Below are 20,595 nucleotides of genomic sequence, written 5' to 3' on the forward strand. Positions count from 1 at the left end.
TTAGTACAGCATCATTTTTTAAAATAATTCTTTAATATTTTGATGTCCCACACATCTAAAAACCAGATAATAGTCTAAAAAACAAGAGTTTAGGAAAAACCTTAAAAATATTACGTTTTAGCCGTATCCAAGAGTGTTAAAATTATGTTATTTTTATACGGTACTACAATAAACCCCAAACATTGTCAAAAAACATACCCCCTGTATTTTAAAGAGTTTTGTTTATACCCAAAACTCTCAAGGAATAAATACGCTCTTTGACGAAACATAAATAAGATTTTTTACCATCAGTTTTCTAATTACATTTTATGAAACAATTTTACTTAACCGAAAAAAAGAAAATCCCAAGTCGATTGCTAACTAGAACAAATAAGTTGTTTTTACAATTTTGTGTACTCTTAGTAGTCTTTTTTGCAGGGGTTACTACCGTCAAATCCCAAAGTTGTACCATCAATGCTGGATTAAACCAAACGATATGTATCAATGATACAATGCAATTACAAGGTAGTAGTCCTGACACTTATGCCAGTGGTCCAACATGGAGTCAAACTGCTGGGCCAACAGTTATCATTAGCGATCCTACAATAGACAACCCTATAATAACAGGTTTTATTGCTGGTAATACTTATGAATTTGAGTATACTGCAGAATGTTTTAATGGTGATACCCCATCTCAAACTGTTTCTATTGTGGTAAACCCAATAACCATTGCAGATGCTGGTACAGATGTAGCTTCATGTCCTGATAATACAGGCTCTATAGTTGTTAATGGAAATAGTCCTGGGAATATTAATGAAACAGGACAATGGTCAATAGTGGGAGGAAATGGCGCTGGTGTATCTATTAGTTTACCAAATTCAGCTAGTACTCCTATAACCCTATCAGAAACTAATGCGGGTAGTACAACATTACGATGGACGATTACAAATTCTGTTTCTTCGTGTAGTTCTTCCTCAGATATTACAGTTACCAATTATGGTGGTGAAATTCCTGTAAATGCAGGGCCTAACCAAAGTTTAGATCAATGTTATACAGTAAGTCGATCCACAAATTTAAATGGTTCTTTTGGAGGTAATAATCTTAATGGGCAACAAGGAACCTGGACGTTCGTTAGCGGACCTTCGTTTCCATCCATAACAAATCCTAATAGTGCTAATACCAATGTCTCTGATCTTATAGAAGGAACGTATACGTTTCGATGGAATGTTGTCGGACCTTGTGCAACGGGTAGTGATACGGTTAATATTGTTATTGATCCTGCAACGCAGGATATTACACCTGCGACAATACAAGATAATAATCAACGGTTTTGTGATGCTTCGATTACAGAAACCACATTAGTAGGTTCTACTCCAGATTTTACTAATGAAACTGTAGAATGGAATCAAACTGGAGGTCCTCCTGCTACCATTGTAAGTCCAATGAATAGCACTACTCAAATAACAGGTCTTGCATCTCCAGGAGATTATACATTTACCTATACCATAACTAATAATGTAACACTTTGTACAGAAGTAGCAACCGCTAGAGTACGTTATAATGTAGGTGTAATAGATATTGTTGTAAATTCTGGAAATGATATTGTTGCTCCATGTGGAGACACTACTGTAAATGTTCCTTTTACATTTACTAATGGTAATAACACTCAATATAGCATCATTAGTGGGCCAAGCGCTTCTGCTATTTCATTTCCTACTTCATACCAAAATGCGGTAAGTAGTCCAACGACAATTAATATATTTGACGTTCCTGGTACATACACCGTTAATTTCAGAAGAAGAAGAACCGGAAATCAGCTAACAGGATGTGATGAAGCTAATGATGCCATTAATATAATCATATCTGCCCCTCCTAGTGGAGCTAATGCTGGTGTGAATCAAGATTTTGCATGTGGTCAGGTAGGCGGAACCCTTGCTGGAAGTCCTATTCTTCCACAAGAACTATCAGTTTGGTCACAAGTATCTGGTCCAAATACTGCTACTATTTCTGATATTTATGCACAAAATCCTCTTTTATCAGGTATGATTCCTGGTACTTATGAATTTAGATATACTGTAACCGCAGGACCTAATTGTGTACCTCCTATAACAGATGAAGTAATAATTGAAGTTTCACCAATAAGTAATAATCCTGTAGACGCAGGTCCTGATCAAATTGATATTTGTGTTGGAGCTAATGTAGAGCTAGCTGCAAATGCAGGCTCCGCCGCTCAGACTGGAACCTGGACTGGTCCTCCCGGGATAACATTTTCTGATATAAATGATCCAAATGCAGTAGCTTCTGGGTTTTCTTCACCTTCTACGACCTATACACTTACCTGGTCTTTAGATATTGTAGATAATACCGCTTGTACACTAGCTCCTGCTACTGACACAGTAGATATAACCACTTCTGCAGATATATCGCCTACAGCTGCCGCTGCCGGAGTCGATCAATGTTTGGCTGGAGGAACTACAAATGTTTCATTATCAGGAAATGCTCCTGCTACCACGCCTAATCCCGAAGAAGGGCTATGGACCGTTTCACCTGCTGCTGGAGTTACTTTTGCTCCGGATGCAACACAACCTAATGCTGTTGCCACTGTCCCTTCGGATGGTGTCTATATATTTACATGGACGATACAATATACTGCTCCTACTCCTAATGGATGTGCTAGTACTTCTGATGATGTTCAGGTAGTAATAGCTGACACCAATCTAAGCGTAAGTGCAGGACCAGATCAAGAATTATGCTTAGATCCATTATTATTATCTTTTGATATGAATGCTACTCCAGCACCGGCTGGAGGTACAGGAACATGGAATTTAGTTTCTGGTGGGCAATTCTCTGTAGATGATGAAAATAGTCCAACCGCTACATTCTCTAATCTTTTAGATGGAACTTATGTTTTTGAATGGGTTATCTCTTTCGAAGATTGTCCGGTGACGAGCCCGGCAGATCAAGTTACTATTGTAGTAGGAATTCCTCCAACAGTGGCAAACATTCCAGCTGGAGATCAAGTGATTTGCGCGACTACTAATGCAGTTATTACAGCAGATCCCTTATTGAACCCTATCACAGAGTCGGGAGTATGGTCATTGGTATCGGGTCCAAATACGCCTAGCATAGATAATCCTAGCAATAATAATATTAATGTTTCTGGTTTAACGACAGGATCATACGTTTTTAATTGGACTGTTACTTCAAGTTCTCCAATATCCTCAGTAACCGGTGATCCGTTATGCCCTACCTCATCACAAAATGTCATGATAGATGTATATGCTCCGTCTAGTGCAGGACCTGATCAAGATTTATGTGAAGTAACCAGTGTATTTCTAGAAGCTACTACAGGAACTACAGGAACCTGGACACAAGTTGCTAATGGTGCCCCCGTATCAACCATTAATCAATCTTCACCGGGTAGTAATACTGCAAATGCTTCAGTTATTCCTGGTAATACTTACGAATTTCAATTCGAAACTAATTATACTGCTCCAGGAGATGTTTGTAACAATACAGATACGGTTATTATTACAATAAGTGATGGACCTTCGGTAGATCCTATAGCGGGTACGAGTCGTTTTATTTGTAGTGATGATACTACTTCAATCACATTAGCAGGGAGTACACCGCCTGCAGATCCAGGGCTTACAGCTACTTGGAGCATCTTAGAACAACCATCTGGTACAGCTTCTATTCCAATAGGGGATATAAATAATCCCAATGCAACATTAAATGGCTTGAGTGAAGCTGGTGTATATATTCTACAATGGAATTACTCTATTGATAATTGTACCGATAAAGCTAGTATAGTAAGAATAGAGGTCTTTGGAGGACCAATCAGCGCTGGTTCTGATCAAACTAATGCATGTCAAGAAGATACTCAACTGAATGCTACATTACCAGAATTTGCTGAAGGAACATGGTCTTTTGCAAATCCTGGAGACGATCCTTCAGGTGGAGTTGTAGTAATAAACGATATTAATAATCCACAAACTATTTTATCTAATGTTCCTGGTGATGTTGGTAATGATGGTATTGATGATATTTATGTACTAACATGGACAGTTTCTTACTCTAACACCAGTCCTTTTACAGATCCCGTATCACCAAATCTGTGTGATCCTCAATCCGATACTGTAACATTAACATTTACCGGAGTTCCTCCTACTCCTGCAGATGCAGGACCTGATCAAAATCTTTGTGATGAAACGCAAACGTTCTTAAATGCTGTCCCCCTTGCAAGTGGCACAGGTACCTGGACTCAAACCGGCGGACCAGCGGGGCCTATTATTACAGCTCCCAATAACCCTAATAGTCTGGTTATCGATCTTGCACCAGAAACATATGAATTTACCTGGACCACAGTTGGTGGAGGATGTACATCAACCGATATAATGGAAGTTACCGTCGTTTCTGATCCAATCATAGCGGAAGCTGGACCAGATCAAAATTTACCTGAATTCTCAATTGTGACCTTAGGTGCTACAGCTGCCTCCCCACCTTCAGTAGGAAGATGGACTCAAGTCTCAGGTCCAAATGTAGCTAACATCGATGATAATACAAATCCAAATAGCAATGTAACAAGTACCATTGCAGGAACTTATATATTCGAATGGACTGTTACCAATGGGAGTTGTGATCCCAGATCTGATCAAGTAACTATTGTAATTATTCCTATAGTAGATTTAGAATTATCCAAATCAGTCTTACCAGCTGCTGCAAAAATTGGTGAAACCGTAACATTTACTGTTGCGATCACTAATAATAATACGAGCGGAAGTTCTGATGCCACAGGAGTTGAAGTTGTGGATATTATACCTGCAGGGTATAGTTTAGTTCCAGGTACAGTAAGCAACTCCGGACTTTATAATGCTGGTAATTTATCCATAACATGGAGCGGTGTAAATGTCCCTAACGGAACCACTATAAATCTTACATTTGATGCAACTGTGAATGCTACAGGGCCTTATAATAACTCCGCTCAAATTACGGCAAGCAATGAGTTTGACCCGGATTCAACACCAAATAATGATGTTCCTGGAGAAGATGATCAAGATGAAGCTACTGTAACGATTACACCAAATGATCCTCCTGTTGCAGTTAATGATCAAAGTTTAAATAATACTCTAGGAGACCCTGTACCTGTTATCATTCTTAATAATGATTCTGATAGTGACGGAACTTTAGACCCAGAAAGTGTTGATCTGGATACTCCGGTTGGAGCAACAAGTATCATTACAGATCTTGATGGTGATGTGATTGGATTTACAGTCCCAGGAGAAGGATCATGGGCGTATGATGATGATACAGGTGAACTTACATTTTCGCCAGAACCTGGTTTTACAGGCAACCCAACTGATATTACATATACCGTAAGAGACGATAGTGGTAATACTTCAAATGTTGCGACAGTTAATATTGAATACACGTTCACTCCTCCAGTAGCCAATGATGATACTAATTTGACTCCTACTCCTATTAATGATCCTACAATACTTAACATTATCAATAATGACTTATTAGCAGATGGAAGTACACCAAACCCTTCAGATGTAGATGTGGATTTAGACCTTACTACTCCTGGAATACAGAACACACTTAATGTTCCTACTCAAGGAGACTGGGTGTATACCCCAGGAACCGGACAAGTTACATTTACTCCGGTAGGTGGATTCACAAACAGTCCAACGCCGATTACTTATGAACTTACCGATTTGGATAATAATCAGACCGATACAGCACTTATCACTATTGTCTATCAACAACCTCCGGTTGCTAATGATGATCAAAGCTTAGCTAATGCTGTCGGAACAACAGTTAATTTACCTATTACAACTAATGATAATGATCCTGATGGGCTTATTGACCCAGCTACGGTAAATCTTATCCCCCCAGGCGGAGCGATAGGAATCGTTACTGACCTTAATGGAAATGTAATAGAATTTATAGTTCCGGGTGAAGGGACATGGAGTTATAATGGTATCACTGGATTATTAAGCTTTTCTCCAGAAACAGGGTATACCGGTAATCCAACAGATATTACCTACACAGTTAGAGATGATGACGGTAATTTATCCAATGTGGCATCCATAAATATAGAATATACTCCAACTCCTCCTATAGCAAATGATGATACTAATACTGTTGCAACTCCAATCGGAAATAACACAGATGTATCTGTATTAGATAATGATACCCTTGGTGATGGAAGTACTCCAGATGTTACAGATGTTTCTATCGACTTAGATCCAGGAACTCCTGGAATACAAACGACATTGAATGTTCCTGGACAAGGAGATTGGACCTACAGCCTTGTAACAGGGATTGTAACCTTTGATCCTATTCCTGCCTTTACAGGAAATCCAACACCAATTACTTATGAATTAACTGATCTGGATAACAATCAAACAGATACAGCTTTAATTACTGTGATCTATCAACAGCCTCCAGTAGCAGATGATGATGATAGCTTGGCGAATACTGTTGGAGATACAGTCAATGTACCAATTCTTACAGGAGACACTGATGCCGATGGAACTATTGACCCGACAACAGTCGATCTTACTACACCAGGTGGAGCAACAAATATAATCACGAGTCTTGACGGTGATGTGATTGGATTTACTGTTCCTGGAGAAGGTGTTTGGTCATATGATGAAACTACAGGACAACTTAGCTTTGATCCGCAAGATGGATTTACGGGTAATCCAACTGATATTACCTATACTGTAGATGATAATGATGGAAACACATCAAATCTTGCTACTGTAAATATAGAATATACGCCTACTCCTCCTGTAGCCAATGATGATACGAATGCGGTTGCAACTGTGATAGGAAATAATACAGATGTATCTATATTAGATAATGATACGCTGGCTGATGGAACTACTCCAGATGTTACAGATGTTTCTATCGACTTAGATCCAGGAACTCCTGGAATACAAACGACATTGAATGTTCCTGGGCAAGGAGATTGGACCTACAGCTCTGTAACAGGGATTGTAACCTTTGATCCTATTCCTGCCTTTACAGGAAATCCAACACCAATTACTTATGAATTAACTGACCTGGATAACAATCAAACAGATACAGCACTAATTACTGTGATCTATCAACAGCCTCCAGTAGCAGATGATGATGATAGTTTGGCGAATACTGTTGGAGATACAGTCAATGTACCAATTCTTACAGGAGACACTGATGCCGATGGAACTATTGACCCGACAACAGTCGATCTTACTACACCAGGTGGAGCAACAAATGTAATTACAGACTTGAATGGAGATGTTATTGGATTTACTGTTCCAGGAGAAGGAACCTGGTCATATGATGAAACTACAGGACAACTTAGCTTTGATCCGCAAGATGGGTTTACGGGTAATCCAACCGATGTTACCTATACTGTAGATGATAATGATGGGAACACATCAAATCTTGCTACTGTAAATATAGAATATACACCTACTCCTCCTGTAGCCAATGATGATACGAATACGGTTGCAACTGTTATAGGAAATAATACAGATGTATCTATATTAGATAATGATACGCTGGCTGATGGAACTACTCCAGATGTTACAGATGTTTCTATCGATTTAGATCCAGGAACTCCTGGAATACAAACGACATTGAATGTTCCTGGGCAAGGAGATTGGACCTACAGCCCTGTAACAGGGATTGTAACCTTTGATCCGGAACCTGCTTTTACCGGTAACCCTACTCCGATCACATACGAAATGACAGATCTGGACAATGGACAAACCGATACTGCTTTGATCACAGTAACCTATCAGCAACCTCCTGTAGCTGTTGATGATTCCAATACAGGAAATACTCCAGGAACGACCGTGAGTATAGCTATTACTGGTAATGATAATGATCCCGATGGAACTATAGACCCTACATCTATAAACCTTACAACTCCTGTAGGAGCAACAGGGATCGTAACAGATCTTGATGGCAATGTAATAGAGTTTACTGTACCAGGACAAGGAATCTGGTCGTATAACGAAACTACAGGACAACTTAGTTTTGACCCGCAAGATGGATTTACAGGTGACCCTACTTCAGTAACATATACCGTAGATGATAATGATGGAAATACTTCCAATCTGGCAACTGTAACTGTAGGATATACACCTACACCTCCTGTAGCCAATGATGATAATAGTTCTAATAATGTAACTAATAATTCGGTAACACTTAATATCATTAATAATGATGTATTAGCAGATGGAAGCACTCCTGTGCCTACTGATGTTTTTGTGGATTTAGTGATTCCTATCACAGCAACCAGTCCTGTAATCGGTGCCAATTTTACAACTATCGGTTTTACTGTTCCTAATGAAGGTGACTGGCTATACAACGAAGCAACAGGACAAATAACATTTACACCTGAGGCAGGATTTACAGGTGATCCAACTCCCATAGATTACAATATTATAGATTCAGACAACCTAGAAATAAGCGTTGCTTCGGCTACTATAACTATTGACTATGCAATCCAACCGCCGGTTGCAGTTGATAATGAGGATTTAAATAATACTCCGGGCGATACTGTAGATATAACAATACTTACTAATGATAGTGATCCGGATGGTACCTTAGATCCAAATGGAGTAAATTTAATTCCACCCACAGGTGCAACTGGTATTATCACAGATGGTGATGGTGATGTAACAGAGTTTACTGTTACAGGAGAAGGAACCTGGACATACAATCCTGCAACACAAACATTATCTTTTGATCCTGATCCAGGATTTATAACTGATCCTACACCAATATTTTATACCGTAGATGATAATGATGGAAACCCTTCTAATCAAGCAGAAGTGAGAATTGATTATTTAGATGTCGCAGATTTATCTTTAATTAAAAGAGTTGTTGATAATGATATTACGCCATTTACAGGTACTGAAATTACATTTGAGGTCAGAGTAACCAACGATGGACCTGCTCTTGCAACAGGATTATCTGTAACCGATCTTTTACCAAATGGATATGACTTTGTACTCTATAGTTCTACTGCAGGTGTTTATGATGAAACTACAGGAATATGGAATATAGGTACAATACCTAGTGGAGATACAGAAACGTTATTGATAGATGTTTTGGTAAATGAAACCGGTAATTATACAAATGTTGCACAAGTTACTGCTTCTGGGGTACTAGACTTAGACTCTACACCAAACAACAATATCCTAGCAGAAGATGATCAGGATGAAGTAGTCGTAACACCAGTATTGACACCTAGAATCGATCTTTCTGTAACCAAAATAGCAGATGATCTAACACCAAATGTTGGTGGAACTATTACCTTTACCATGACAGTAACCAATGATGGTCCTAGTAATGCTACAAATGTTGTTGTTACCGATTTATTGGCTTCTGGATATCAGTACGTAAGTTCTACCGTCACCGTTGGAACATATGAACCATTAAATGGTTCCTGGACAATAGGTAATCTTGCTAACAGTGTTACTCAAACACTTACAATAACCGCTAATGTATTGGCAATGGGGGATTATACCAATGTTGTTGAAGTTACTGATGCAACAGAAAACGATATTGATTCTACCCCTGCAAATAATGATGATACAGAAGATGATCAAGTCACTATAGAACCTATTCCTATTTCAGTATCTGACTTAAGAGTTACTAAATCTGTAAATAACGCAACTCCACAAGTAGGTAGTGATATTCAGTTTACCATTCTATTAGAGAATTTAGGATTAAGCAGTGACAGAAATATTGTAGTTACTGATTTGTTACCCACAGGATATACCTTTGTTTCTTATGAAGCAACAGCTGGAGTCTATGATGATGTTTCTGGATTATGGACAGTGAATAGAACGCTTATTCAAGGAGATATCGAAAGACTAACGATTACTGCAACCGTTAACCCAACAGGTGTATATACCAATATAGCAGAAATTACAGCTTCAGATAATTTGGCTACTGATCCAAATATTCCTAATAATACAAGTACTATTGGTACTACTCCTATTCCTGTTGCTGATTTATCTCTAACAAAAACAGTTAATAATACCACCCCAGATGTTACTGATAATATCACATTTACTCTTACACTAACTAACGATGGACCGAGTGAAGCAACCGGGGTTGTTGTAACTGACCCTATTCCTTCTGGGTTTAATTGGATTTCAGATACTAGTGGAGGTGATTATAATTCTGGCACTGGTTTATGGACTATCGGAAATTTAGGAATTGGAGCAACAACAAGTATTGACATAACTGTCTCTATTAATACACTAGGAAATTATACTAATGTAGCAGAAGTAACTGCTGTTAATGAATTAGACCCGGATTCAACACCAAATAATGACATCTTAGCTGAAGATGATCAAGAAGAAGTTCAAGTATTCCCAAGAGTAATTACTGATATATCTGTTACAAAAGCAGTCGATGTGATGAGCCCTGCTGTTGGTGATCAAATTACATTTACAATAACAATAACTAATGATGGACCTAGTAATGCAACAGGAATTGTTGTCGAAGATGTACTAGCCTCTGGTTATATGTTTGATAGTGCAAACCCTTCGGTTGGTATTTATGATGAAACCATAGGTTCTTGGGATATAGGAAACCTCGCTAATGGTATTACAGAAACTCTTACGATTACAGTAACTGTATTACCTACTGGTAGTTATTCTAATACTGCAGAATTAATTGCGCTAGACACTTTTGATCCAGATTCTAACCCAGATAATAATGTAGATTCTGAAGATGATCAGGATACTGTAAACCCAATGCCTTCTGGTCTTGCTGATTTATCAATTGAAAAAGTAGTAAATAATGCTACTCCTTTGGTTGGAGATACTGTAGAATTTGTCATTAATGTGACTAATAGCGGAGATAGTAATGCCACAGGTGTAGAAATTACCGATCAATTACCGATCGGATATACTTTTGTTTCTTTTGTAGCGACCGCTGGGTTGTATAATAGTACTACCGGAATTTGGTCTATTAATGGTACAATATTAAATGGTACAACTGAGTCTTTAATTATTCTCGCAACTGTAAATGAACCTACGAATACAGCTGATGAGTATATTAATATAGCAGAAATCACCAGATCTGATCAAGCAGATCCTGATAGTGATACTACCTCTGGAGTTGATAACGATGATTTTGCTGATGGTATACCAGATGATGATGAATCCACTGTGGTTGTTACTCCACAATTTGTTGATATAGGTGTTGACAAAATAGTAAGCCCAGTAAATGTTACTATAGGTGAAGAAGTGATGTTTACCATTACAGCAACCAATAATAGTAATACTAACGTTGCAACTAATGTTCAAATACAAGATGTACTACCAACAGGATATCGTTATGTGTCTTCCTCTGCTTCATCTGGTGATTATAACCAGGTCTCAGGTCTATGGATTGTTCCAACAGTGAATACTAATGAAACCGAAACATTAACTATAACTGCAGAAGTATTAGATATAGATGATTATATCAATGTAGCTTCTTTGTTTGATCTAGATCAATTTGATATTAATACAGATAATGACTCTGGAGAAGCATTTGTTGTAACACAGTGTTTAACCGTTTTCAATGAGTTTTCACCTAATAATGATGGAGTAAACGATACTTTTAGTATTGACTGTATTTCGCAATATCCAGATAATAGACTTGAAATTTATAACCGATGGGGAAATATTGTTTTTGAAAAAGACGGTTATGATAACTCTTGGGATGGTACCTCAAACGGAAGAGCCGTAATCTATGTCGAAGACAAGTTACCCGTAGGTACATATTACTATATTTTGGATCTTGGAGATGGTACCAAACCAAAAGCCGGTTGGGTTTATTTAAACAGATAAATTTTTAGAATAAAGTTATAAGGAGGTATATCCATTTTGATGTACCTCCAAACCAAATCAAATCAGAACATGAATATAATTACTAAAAAAATATTAGGGATTTTAATGATCGCGTCCACATACTGCGTTTTTGGGCAACAAGATCCTCAATTTACCCAGTATATGTATAATACATTAAGTGTTAATTCTGCATATGCCGGTTCTAGAGGTCATATGACTGTAACAGGAATTCACAGATCACAGTGGGTGGGAATTGATGGAGCACCAAGAACACAAACCTTAACCGTTGACAGTCCGATAGGTAAAAAAATTGGATTGGGTTTGTCCATAGTAAATGACGAAATTGGTCCATCTGATGAATTCTATTTTGATCTAAATTTCTCATATACTATAAAAGCTTCAGAAACTCATAGACTTTCTTTTGGAGTAAAAGGAGGAGGAAGATTATTCAACATTGATTGGACAAAAGGTCAATCACAGAACCCGGATATTCTATTTCAACAAAATATTAATAATCAGTTTTTTCCAACAGTTGGTGCCGGGTTATATTTACATAGTGAAAAAAGCTACTTAGGAGTTTCTATACCTAACTTTTTTACAGACGACCATTATGATGATATTCAACAATCTGTAGCATCAGAAAGATTACACTTCTTCTTTATAGGAGGTTTAGTTTTTGATCTTAGTCAAAAAACAAAATTTAAACCCGCTTTTTTAGTAAAGCATGTAGTGGGAGCTCCTCTTATTGTTGATCTATCTGCTAATTTTATGTTTTATGATCGTTTACGGCTTGGTGCTTCCTATAGATGGGATGATTCTGTAAGTGCTCTCGCAGGTTTTCAAGTTACTCCAGGATTACTTATAGGTTATGCTTTTGATTATACCACGACAGAATTGCAACAATTTACAACAGGAAGTCATGAAATCATGGTAAGATTCGAGCTTAAATCACAGGAAAAACGATTAAAATCACCAAGATTCTTTTAAAAAGTATAGTGTATGAAAAATATAATTACCCTAAGTCTAATCTTACTCTCTCTTTTTGGTTATTCTCAAAAAAAACACAAAAGAGCGGATGAATTCTTTGACAAAATGTGGTATATCGAAGCTGCAAAAGAATATGAAGCAGCGATAGAAAAAGGAGATAAGTCTAAAGAAGTACTTCAAAAAGCTGGAGACGCATATTATTTTAATACTAATATGGAAGAGGCCCATAAATGGTATGACGTACTACTATCTGAGTATCCAGATAATGTCGAAGCAGAATATTTATTTAGATATGCACATACATTTCAGGGAATTGATGATAATCGTTCTGCCAAAAAATGGATGAAAAAGTTCTCTCAAAAAGCTAATAATCAAGACCCAAGAGCTCAGAAGTACTCTCAAGAAAAAATAAGCATTGAAGATGTGCTGGACCTTGAACCACAATTTACATTAAAAAACCTGGAAATTAATTCCGAATTTTCTGATTTTGGACCCATGTATTTTAAAGATCAACTTGTGTATTCATCAGCAGTCGATACTTCAAATTATCACACCAGAAATTATCATTGGAACGAGCAACCTTTTCTAAATATGCTTTTAGGAGAAATTAACCCCGCTCAAACCGATGTTAAATTTCTTGAGGAGTTTTCGAGAGAATTAAATACCCGATATCACGAAGCAACATTAGCATTCTCTCCAGATGAAAAAACAATCTATTTTACCAGGAATAATTTTAATGGTGATTTGGGTAGAGATGATGAAGGCATTAATCATTTAAAATTATATAGTGCAAAAATTGTTGAAGGAGGTGAAAAAATTGAATGGACAGATGTTCAAGAATTACCTTTTAATAGTGATGAGTATTCTGTAGGGCACCCAACAGTAAGTAAAAATGGTAAAAAATTATACTTTGTATCAGATATGCCTGGATCTATAGGAGGAACAGATATATTTGTAGTAGATATTCTCGGTGATAACAATTATTCTCAACCCAAAAACCTGGGACCTAATATTAACACCTATGGGAGAGAAATGTTTCCTTATATTACCGACAATGCTCTTTATTTTGCTTCTGATGGACATTTAGGATTAGGTGGTTTAGATGTTTTTGAGAGTAAATATGAATATTCATTTGATACTCCTGTTAATTTGGGTGCGCCTTTAAACAGTAATCTTGATGATTTTGGGTATATAGTTGATGAAAACACTAATAAAGGTTATGTTTGCTCTAATAGAAAATCAGGAAAAGGAGATGATGATATTTATTCATTTGAGAGAACTCCTATAGAAGTATGCGATCAAACTATTACTGGTGTAGTATCTAATGCTACTACAAAAGGTTTTATTAGTGGTGCTAAATTGACTTTACTTTCTGAGAATGGAGAAATACTTGAAGAGACTCAAAGTCAGTCTGGAGGTAAATTTTCATTTAATTATGAAGTCGATTGTAATACTCCATATGAAATAAAGACCGAAAAAACAGGATATAAACCAAGCACTACGCCTGCAATAACAAATAAAAAATCTGGAGAAACTAACGTACCTGTTACTTTATCTACAGTAAATAAGCTTATTGTAGAAGAAGATGGTGTTCTAAAAATAAAAATCGGTATCATTTATTTTGATTTAGATAAATCTTTTATACGGAATGACGCTGCTTCAGAGCTAAATAAAGTAGTTCTTTTGATGAAAGAATATCCAGATATGGTTATAAAAGTAGAGTCTCATACAGATTCTAGAGGAAATAATGATTACAATGCACAATTATCGGATAGAAGAGCAAAATCTACTCGTAAATATATCATTTCACAAGAAATTGAAGCCAATAGAATTGAAAGTGCTATCGGCTATGGAGAGTCTCAACTCATAAATGAATGCGCTGATGATACCCCTTGTTCAGAAGCCAGGCATCAACTTAACAGAAGATCAGAATTTATTATTATCAAAATGTAAATTTCTTTTCTCCTAATGTTGAAGTAATTTTAAGGTAAGGATATAAAAAAAGCCCCAATATGAATATATTCATATTGGGGCTTTTTTTATTAATAATTACTTCTTAAAGTTTTTTAGCATTCTTAACCTTAGTATTCGTTATGGCTATTTTTAGAACATCTTCCATATTTTTCACATAGTGAAAAGTTAAACCTTTTAGATATTCTGATTTAATCTCATCAATATCTCGCTTATTATCTTCACAAAGTAATATTTCTTTTATGTGTGCTCTTTTTGCTGCAAGAATCTTTTCTTTTATTCCGCCAACCGGAAGTACTTTTCCTCGCAATGTGATTTCACCAGTCATTGCCAGACTTTTCTTGACTTTACGTTGCGTAAATAAAGATACCAGAGAAGTAAGCATAGTTACCCCTGCACTTGGACCATCTTTTGGGGTAGCTCCTTCCGGAACATGAATATGTACATTATAAGTATCAAAAATTTCAGGTTTAATACCTAATTCGGCTGCATTTGCTTTAATAAATTCCATCGCAATAGTTGCAGATTCCTTCATTACTTTACCTAGATTCCCTGTTATACTTAAGGTTCCTTTTCCTTTAGAAAGAATAGATTCTATAAATAATATATCTCCTCCAACTCTCGTCCAGGCCAAACCGGTTACAACTCCTGCAACATCATTATTTTCATATTTATCGCGTTCTAGTCGTGGCGCTCCAAGAACTTCTATAACATCTTCATTACTAATCTTAATATTGTACTCCTCTTCCATCGCTATATTCTTGGCAGCATATCGTACCATTTTAGCGATTTGTTTTTCTAATCCTCTAACACCTGATTCTCTGGTGTAGCCTTCTATTATTTTTTCTAATTGTGCTTTTCCTAGTTTGATATGAGATTTATCCAGTCCATGCTCTTCTAATTGTTTAGGTAATAAATGTTGTTTAGCAATCTCTACCTTTTCTTCAATCGTATATCCTGTAACATTAATAATTTCCATTCTATCCCGAAGCGCTGGTTGAATTGTACTCAAACTATTCGAAGTAGCAATAAACATTACTTTAGAAAGATCAAATCCCATTTCAAGAAAATTATCATGAAATTCTGAGTTTTGTTCTGGATCTAAAACCTCTAATAACGCAGAAGAAGGATCTCCTTGATTACCAACAGAAAGTTTATCAATTTCATCCAAAACAAATACTGGATTACTAGTTCCTGCTTTTTTAAGGCTTTGGATAATTCTACCTGGCATCGCTCCAATATAAGTCTTCCTATGCCCTCTAATCTCTGCTTCATCGCGCAATCCTCCCAAAGAGATTCTTACATATTCTCTTCCTAATGCCTCTGCCACAGATTTCCCTAAAGAAGTTTTACCAACTCCAGGAGGCCCATATAAACACAATATTGGGGATTTCATATCATTACGAAGTTTTAACACCGCCAAATATTCTATAATACGGCGTTTTACTTCATCAAGACCATAATGATCTCTGTCTAAAACTTTTTTGGCAAACTTTAAATCAAATTTATCAGTACTAAACGTATTCCATGGTAAATCAAGAAATAGGTCCAAATAATTACGTTGTATAGAATATTCTGCTACCTGCGGATTCATACGCTGCATTTTGGCGAGTTCTTTATCAAAATGCTTTTTTACATCCTCATCCCATTTTTTATCTCTACCTCGCATACGCATTTCTTCAATCTCATCTTCATGCGAAACTCCTCCAAGTTCTTCCTGGATAGTTTTCATCTGTTGATGTAAGAAATATTCGCGTTGTTGCTGGCTCATATCATGCTGAACCTTATTCTGTATATCATTTTTAAGTTCCAATTTCTGAAACTCTACATTCATATATTTCAAAGTAGCTAATGCTCTTTCTTTTAGATCATTAACTTCTAATAGTTTTTGTTTTTCCTCTACAGGAAGGTTAAGATTAGAAGACACAAAATTGATCAAAAAGGAATTACTTTCTATATTCTTAATGGCAAAAGAAGCCTCTGATGGAATGTTTGGACTTTCTTTTATAATTTCTAGAGCCAAATCTTTAATCGAGTCTATTATCGCACTAAATTCTTTATTTTCCTTAGCTGGTCTCGCTTCGGGAACTTCTTTTACTTTGGCTTTTATATAAGGTACTTCCTCTACTACTTCATCGATATGAAATCGTTTCTTACCCTGTAAAATAACAGTAGTATTGCCATCTGGCATTTTTAAGACTCTTAGAATACGAGCTACAACTCCTACTCTATTAATATCTTTTAAAGATGGATTCTCTATTCCTTCTTCTTTCTGAGAAACTACGCCAATTGTTTTATTTCCATTATTAGCTTCGTTAAGAAGTTTAATAGATTTATCTCTCCCGGCTGTAATAGGAATAACAACTCCAGGAAACAAAACCGTATTTCTTAAAGGCAAAATAGATAATATCTCTGGTAGATCTTCTTTGTCTATTTCTTCTTCATCTTCAGGAGTCATCAAAGGTATTAACTCTGCATCTTCTTCTATTCCTTGAAATGACAAACTGTCAAGTGTTGTAAATTTGGTTTTCGCCATAAGTATATATCAAAGTCATTTTGTCATTACTACAAAACAACATTTCTTTTTAAAATTTATTTAAATCAACTAAAACTTCATTAAACCTAATAAAACTAGGGTTTTAATATACGTTCATTATTTATATTTCAATTGTTATGCCATAAGTTTTTAAAAAAAATATTTTAAAACTGTAACAAATCAAATCAATATATATCTTTATTTAAAAGTAAATTAATTTTTTTGTCACTAACCCAACTAAATACAGAGCAACTAATAGCCAAATGTCGAGAGCATGATCAAAATGCGCAGCTCGAAACATATAACCGTTATTATAAAGCAATGTACAATACGGCATTGAGAATCATAAAAGATAGCGCAGAAGCTGAAGACGTCATGCAAGAAGCTTTTTTGACAGCTTTTACCAAGCTCTCTATGCTAGAAGACAATAATATGTTTGGCGCATGGTTAAAAAGAATAGTTATTAATGCTAGTTTAACTGTGTCACGTAAAAATAGTCTTCATCGTGAAGTAGCTTTAGAAACTGTAGAATATGCTCTTTCTGATAGTACAGGAATAGCAGAAGAAGATTTAGCTTCTGTAAAGGTGAATGCTGTATTAAATACGCTAACTGAACTAAAAGACAGCTATAGCACTGCATTATCATTACATCTAATTGAGGGGTATGATTATGAAGAGATCTGTCAAATTATGAATATATCATATTCTAATTGTCGTACGCTTGTTTCGCGCGCAAAAGAAAGCTTACGAAAAAAAATACAATTTGTATGAACAATGACAATATAGAAAAGTTATTTGAACGAATGGAGGATCAATTAGACATATACGAACCTTCGGCTAACCACAAGGCGCGGTTTTTAGAAAAACTGCAAGGTCAAGGTAAAGTCGTTCCGTTAAAGCCTAAAAAGAGGAATTGGTATACACCAATTGCAATCGCAGCTTCTGTTGCCATTCTATTTGGAATTGTGACTATGACCTCTAAAATTGATACCAAAGAAGAAGTAGATTTAGCTAGTGTTTCACCTCAAATGGAAGAAACTCAAAGTTTTTTCACTTCTGCGATTCAAGTGCAACTAGAGGAAATCAATAAGATTTCTTCTCCAGAAACGAAAAAACTGGTTACCGATGCAATATTGCAATTAGAAAAATTGGAATCGGATTATGAAACCCTAAAAAAAGATCTTTTTCATAGTGGAAATGATAAAAGGGTAATTAGTGCAATGATTCAAAACTTTCAGCAGCGAGCGAATTTGTTAGAAGATGTACTTCAAAAAATTAATGACATTAAAGAATTTAAATTATCAGAAAATGAAAACTCTATACTATAATATAATCTTATTATTACTCATTCCAGCTTTAGCGTTAGCCAATAATGGAGATTTAAAAGGGAAATACACCAAGGAAAAAAAATTGAAAAAAGAATTCTCGGTGAACGCAAATGCTTTACTAAAAATTAGTAATGATTATGGTAATCTGGATATCACTTCATGGAATGAAAACCGGATCGTCATGGAAATTAATATTAAAGTAAGCGGTAATGATGAAGAAAAAGTTATAAAAAAATTAGAATCAATAGGTGTAGAATTTGATGCTTCATCTCAAATGGTTAGTGCCAGAACTACTTTTAATAAGAGTGATAGCTCATGGTGGGATAAATGGACCAGCGGTTGGAATAACAATCTAAACATGAAGATCAACTACACCGTAAAAGTTCCGGTAACCAATAGTATCGACCTTAATAATGATTATGGAAATATTAATCTTGATAAAATACAGGGTACTGCAAAAATCAATTGTGATTATGGACAAATTATCCTTGGTGAATTGTTAGGAAATGACAACTACATCAATATAGATTACACAAATAATAGCACTATAGAATATATGAAAAATGGAAAGATTAATGCTGACTATTCTGATTTTGAAATAGGTAAATCTGATAGAATTGATCTTAATGCCGATTATACCAAATCAAAGTTTAAATCGATAAAAAACCTAAATTATAACTGTGATTATGGTTCAATAAAAATAGAAAATGGAGGCGATGTAACTGGGCAAGCAGATTACGTAAGTACAAAAATCGGAAGTATTTCTGAGGCACTAAATATAGATTCTGACTATGGATCCATTACCATTCAGTCTTTACAACCTTCTTTTAGAAATGTAACTATCAAAACAGATTATACTTCTGCAGATATCGGATATGAAAACGGTTGTACTTTTGATTTCTCAATCAAAACTTCGTATGGAGGTGTAAAGGTTGATGAAAGCATCACCGTTCAGAAAAAATATGTGAAAAGTTCTAAAAAAGAGTATCAAGGATATCAAGGTGAGGCAAATAGCGGAAATACAATTAATATTACGTCTAGCTATGGGGGAATTAAACTAAGAAAAAACTAATACACAAATTATAATACATCAGCAAAATGAAAGTAACAACAATTATATTAGGTATAGCACTATGTAGTATAACTACAGTACAGGCTCAATGGTGGGGAAATGGAAAAAAAATTAAAGGTGACGGTAATATGACCACTAAAGAAAGAACTACATCTGATTATGATCAGATTAAAGTAAAAGGAAGCCTTGACGTCTCTTTGGTTTCTGGAACTGAAGGAAAAATTTCTATTGAAGGAGAAAGTAACCTTATTGATTATATCGAAACTAAAGTTGAAGGTGATGCATTAAGAATATATGTTCAAAAAGGATATTATTTAAAACCATCTATTGGAAAAAAGCTATTAATTACAGTTCCTTTTAAAGATTTAACTCAAGTGACTCTATCTGGATCGGGAGATGTCTATAGCTCTGATACTATTAAAGCTGCAGAATTTAAAACAGCAGTATCGGGTTCTGGTGATATCAAACTTATAGTAGACACAGATAAGACCTATGCTCAAGTATCTGGATCCGGAGATTTAGTTTTAAAAGGAAAAACAGATAGTTTTAACTGTAGTGTTGCAGGGTCTGGAGATCTCGAAGCTTATGAATTAAATGCAAAAAATGCCAATGCTGCTGTATCAGGATCTGGAGATATCCAACTCACCGCGACTTCATTTTTAAAAGCACGAGTATCAGGATCTGGAGATATTGCATATAAAGGAAATCCAGAAAAAGAAGACAAAAAAGTATCTGGATCCGGAGATATTACAAAACGTTAATATCACAATTTAAAAACAATTAAAAAAACTGTTTATGGAGTTCATTCTTAAACAGTTTTTTTTATGCTCAATAATCTCTATTTTTGAAAAATACTTGCAGTTA

General features: G+C 35.7%; 8 protein-coding genes. 7 read left to right on the forward strand and 1 reads right to left on the reverse strand.

What is annotated here, in order from left to right; genetic code table 11:
* Positions 1 to 308 precede the first annotated feature (308 nt).
* From DK442_RS20050 to DK442_RS20060, 3 genes are all read left to right on the forward strand, one after another.
* Positions 309 to 11,837 carry a gliding motility-associated C-terminal domain-containing protein gene (locus tag DK442_RS20050; RefSeq protein ID WP_109437669.1) on the forward strand — a complete coding sequence of 3,843 codons (11,529 nt, stop codon included), beginning with the start codon at positions 309 to 311 and terminating at the stop codon, positions 11,835 to 11,837.
* A 69-nt stretch (positions 11,838 to 11,906) separates the two neighbouring features.
* On the forward strand, positions 11,907 to 12,824 hold the full coding sequence (locus DK442_RS20055; protein ID WP_109437670.1) for a type IX secretion system membrane protein PorP/SprF: 918 nt from the start codon (positions 11,907 to 11,909) through the stop codon (positions 12,822 to 12,824).
* A gap of 12 nt (positions 12,825 to 12,836) precedes the next feature.
* Positions 12,837 to 14,777: an OmpA family protein gene (locus DK442_RS20060; RefSeq protein ID WP_109437671.1), complete on the forward strand. Its 1,941-nt coding sequence runs from the start codon at positions 12,837 to 12,839 to the stop codon at positions 14,775 to 14,777.
* A gap of 103 nt (positions 14,778 to 14,880) precedes the next feature.
* Here DK442_RS20060 and lon read toward each other — a convergent pair whose 3' ends face one another.
* Complete coding sequence (lon, locus tag DK442_RS20065) at positions 14,881 to 17,331, reverse strand: endopeptidase La (protein ID WP_109437672.1); 2,451 nt, start codon at positions 17,329 to 17,331, stop codon at positions 14,881 to 14,883.
* 222 nt (positions 17,332 to 17,553) lie between these two features.
* Between lon and DK442_RS20070 the strand changes: the two genes are divergently transcribed.
* The 4 genes from DK442_RS20070 to DK442_RS20085 are packed head-to-tail and all read left to right on the forward strand — an operon-like array spanning position 17,554 to position 20,492.
* Complete coding sequence (locus DK442_RS20070; protein WP_109437673.1) at positions 17,554 to 18,102, forward strand: RNA polymerase sigma factor; 549 nt, start codon at positions 17,554 to 17,556, stop codon at positions 18,100 to 18,102.
* On the forward strand, positions 18,099 to 18,659 hold the full coding sequence (locus tag DK442_RS20075; RefSeq protein WP_109437674.1) for a hypothetical protein: 561 nt from the start codon (positions 18,099 to 18,101) through the stop codon (positions 18,657 to 18,659). Before DK442_RS20070 ends, DK442_RS20075 begins: the two co-directional genes overlap by 4 nt.
* Positions 18,640 to 19,731, forward strand: a complete 1,092-nt coding sequence (locus DK442_RS20080) for a hypothetical protein (protein WP_109437870.1) — start codon at positions 18,640 to 18,642, stop codon at positions 19,729 to 19,731. Before DK442_RS20075 ends, DK442_RS20080 begins: the two co-directional genes overlap by 20 nt.
* Before the next feature lie 26 nt (positions 19,732 to 19,757).
* Positions 19,758 to 20,492, forward strand: coding sequence for a head GIN domain-containing protein (locus DK442_RS20085; RefSeq protein WP_109437675.1), 735 nt, complete (start codon positions 19,758 to 19,760; stop codon positions 20,490 to 20,492).
* Positions 20,493 to 20,595 lie beyond the last annotated feature (103 nt).

The organism is Aquimarina sp. AU119, assembly GCF_900312735.1.
Taxonomy (GTDB): Bacteria; Bacteroidota; Bacteroidia; order Flavobacteriales; family Flavobacteriaceae; genus Aquimarina; species Aquimarina algiphila.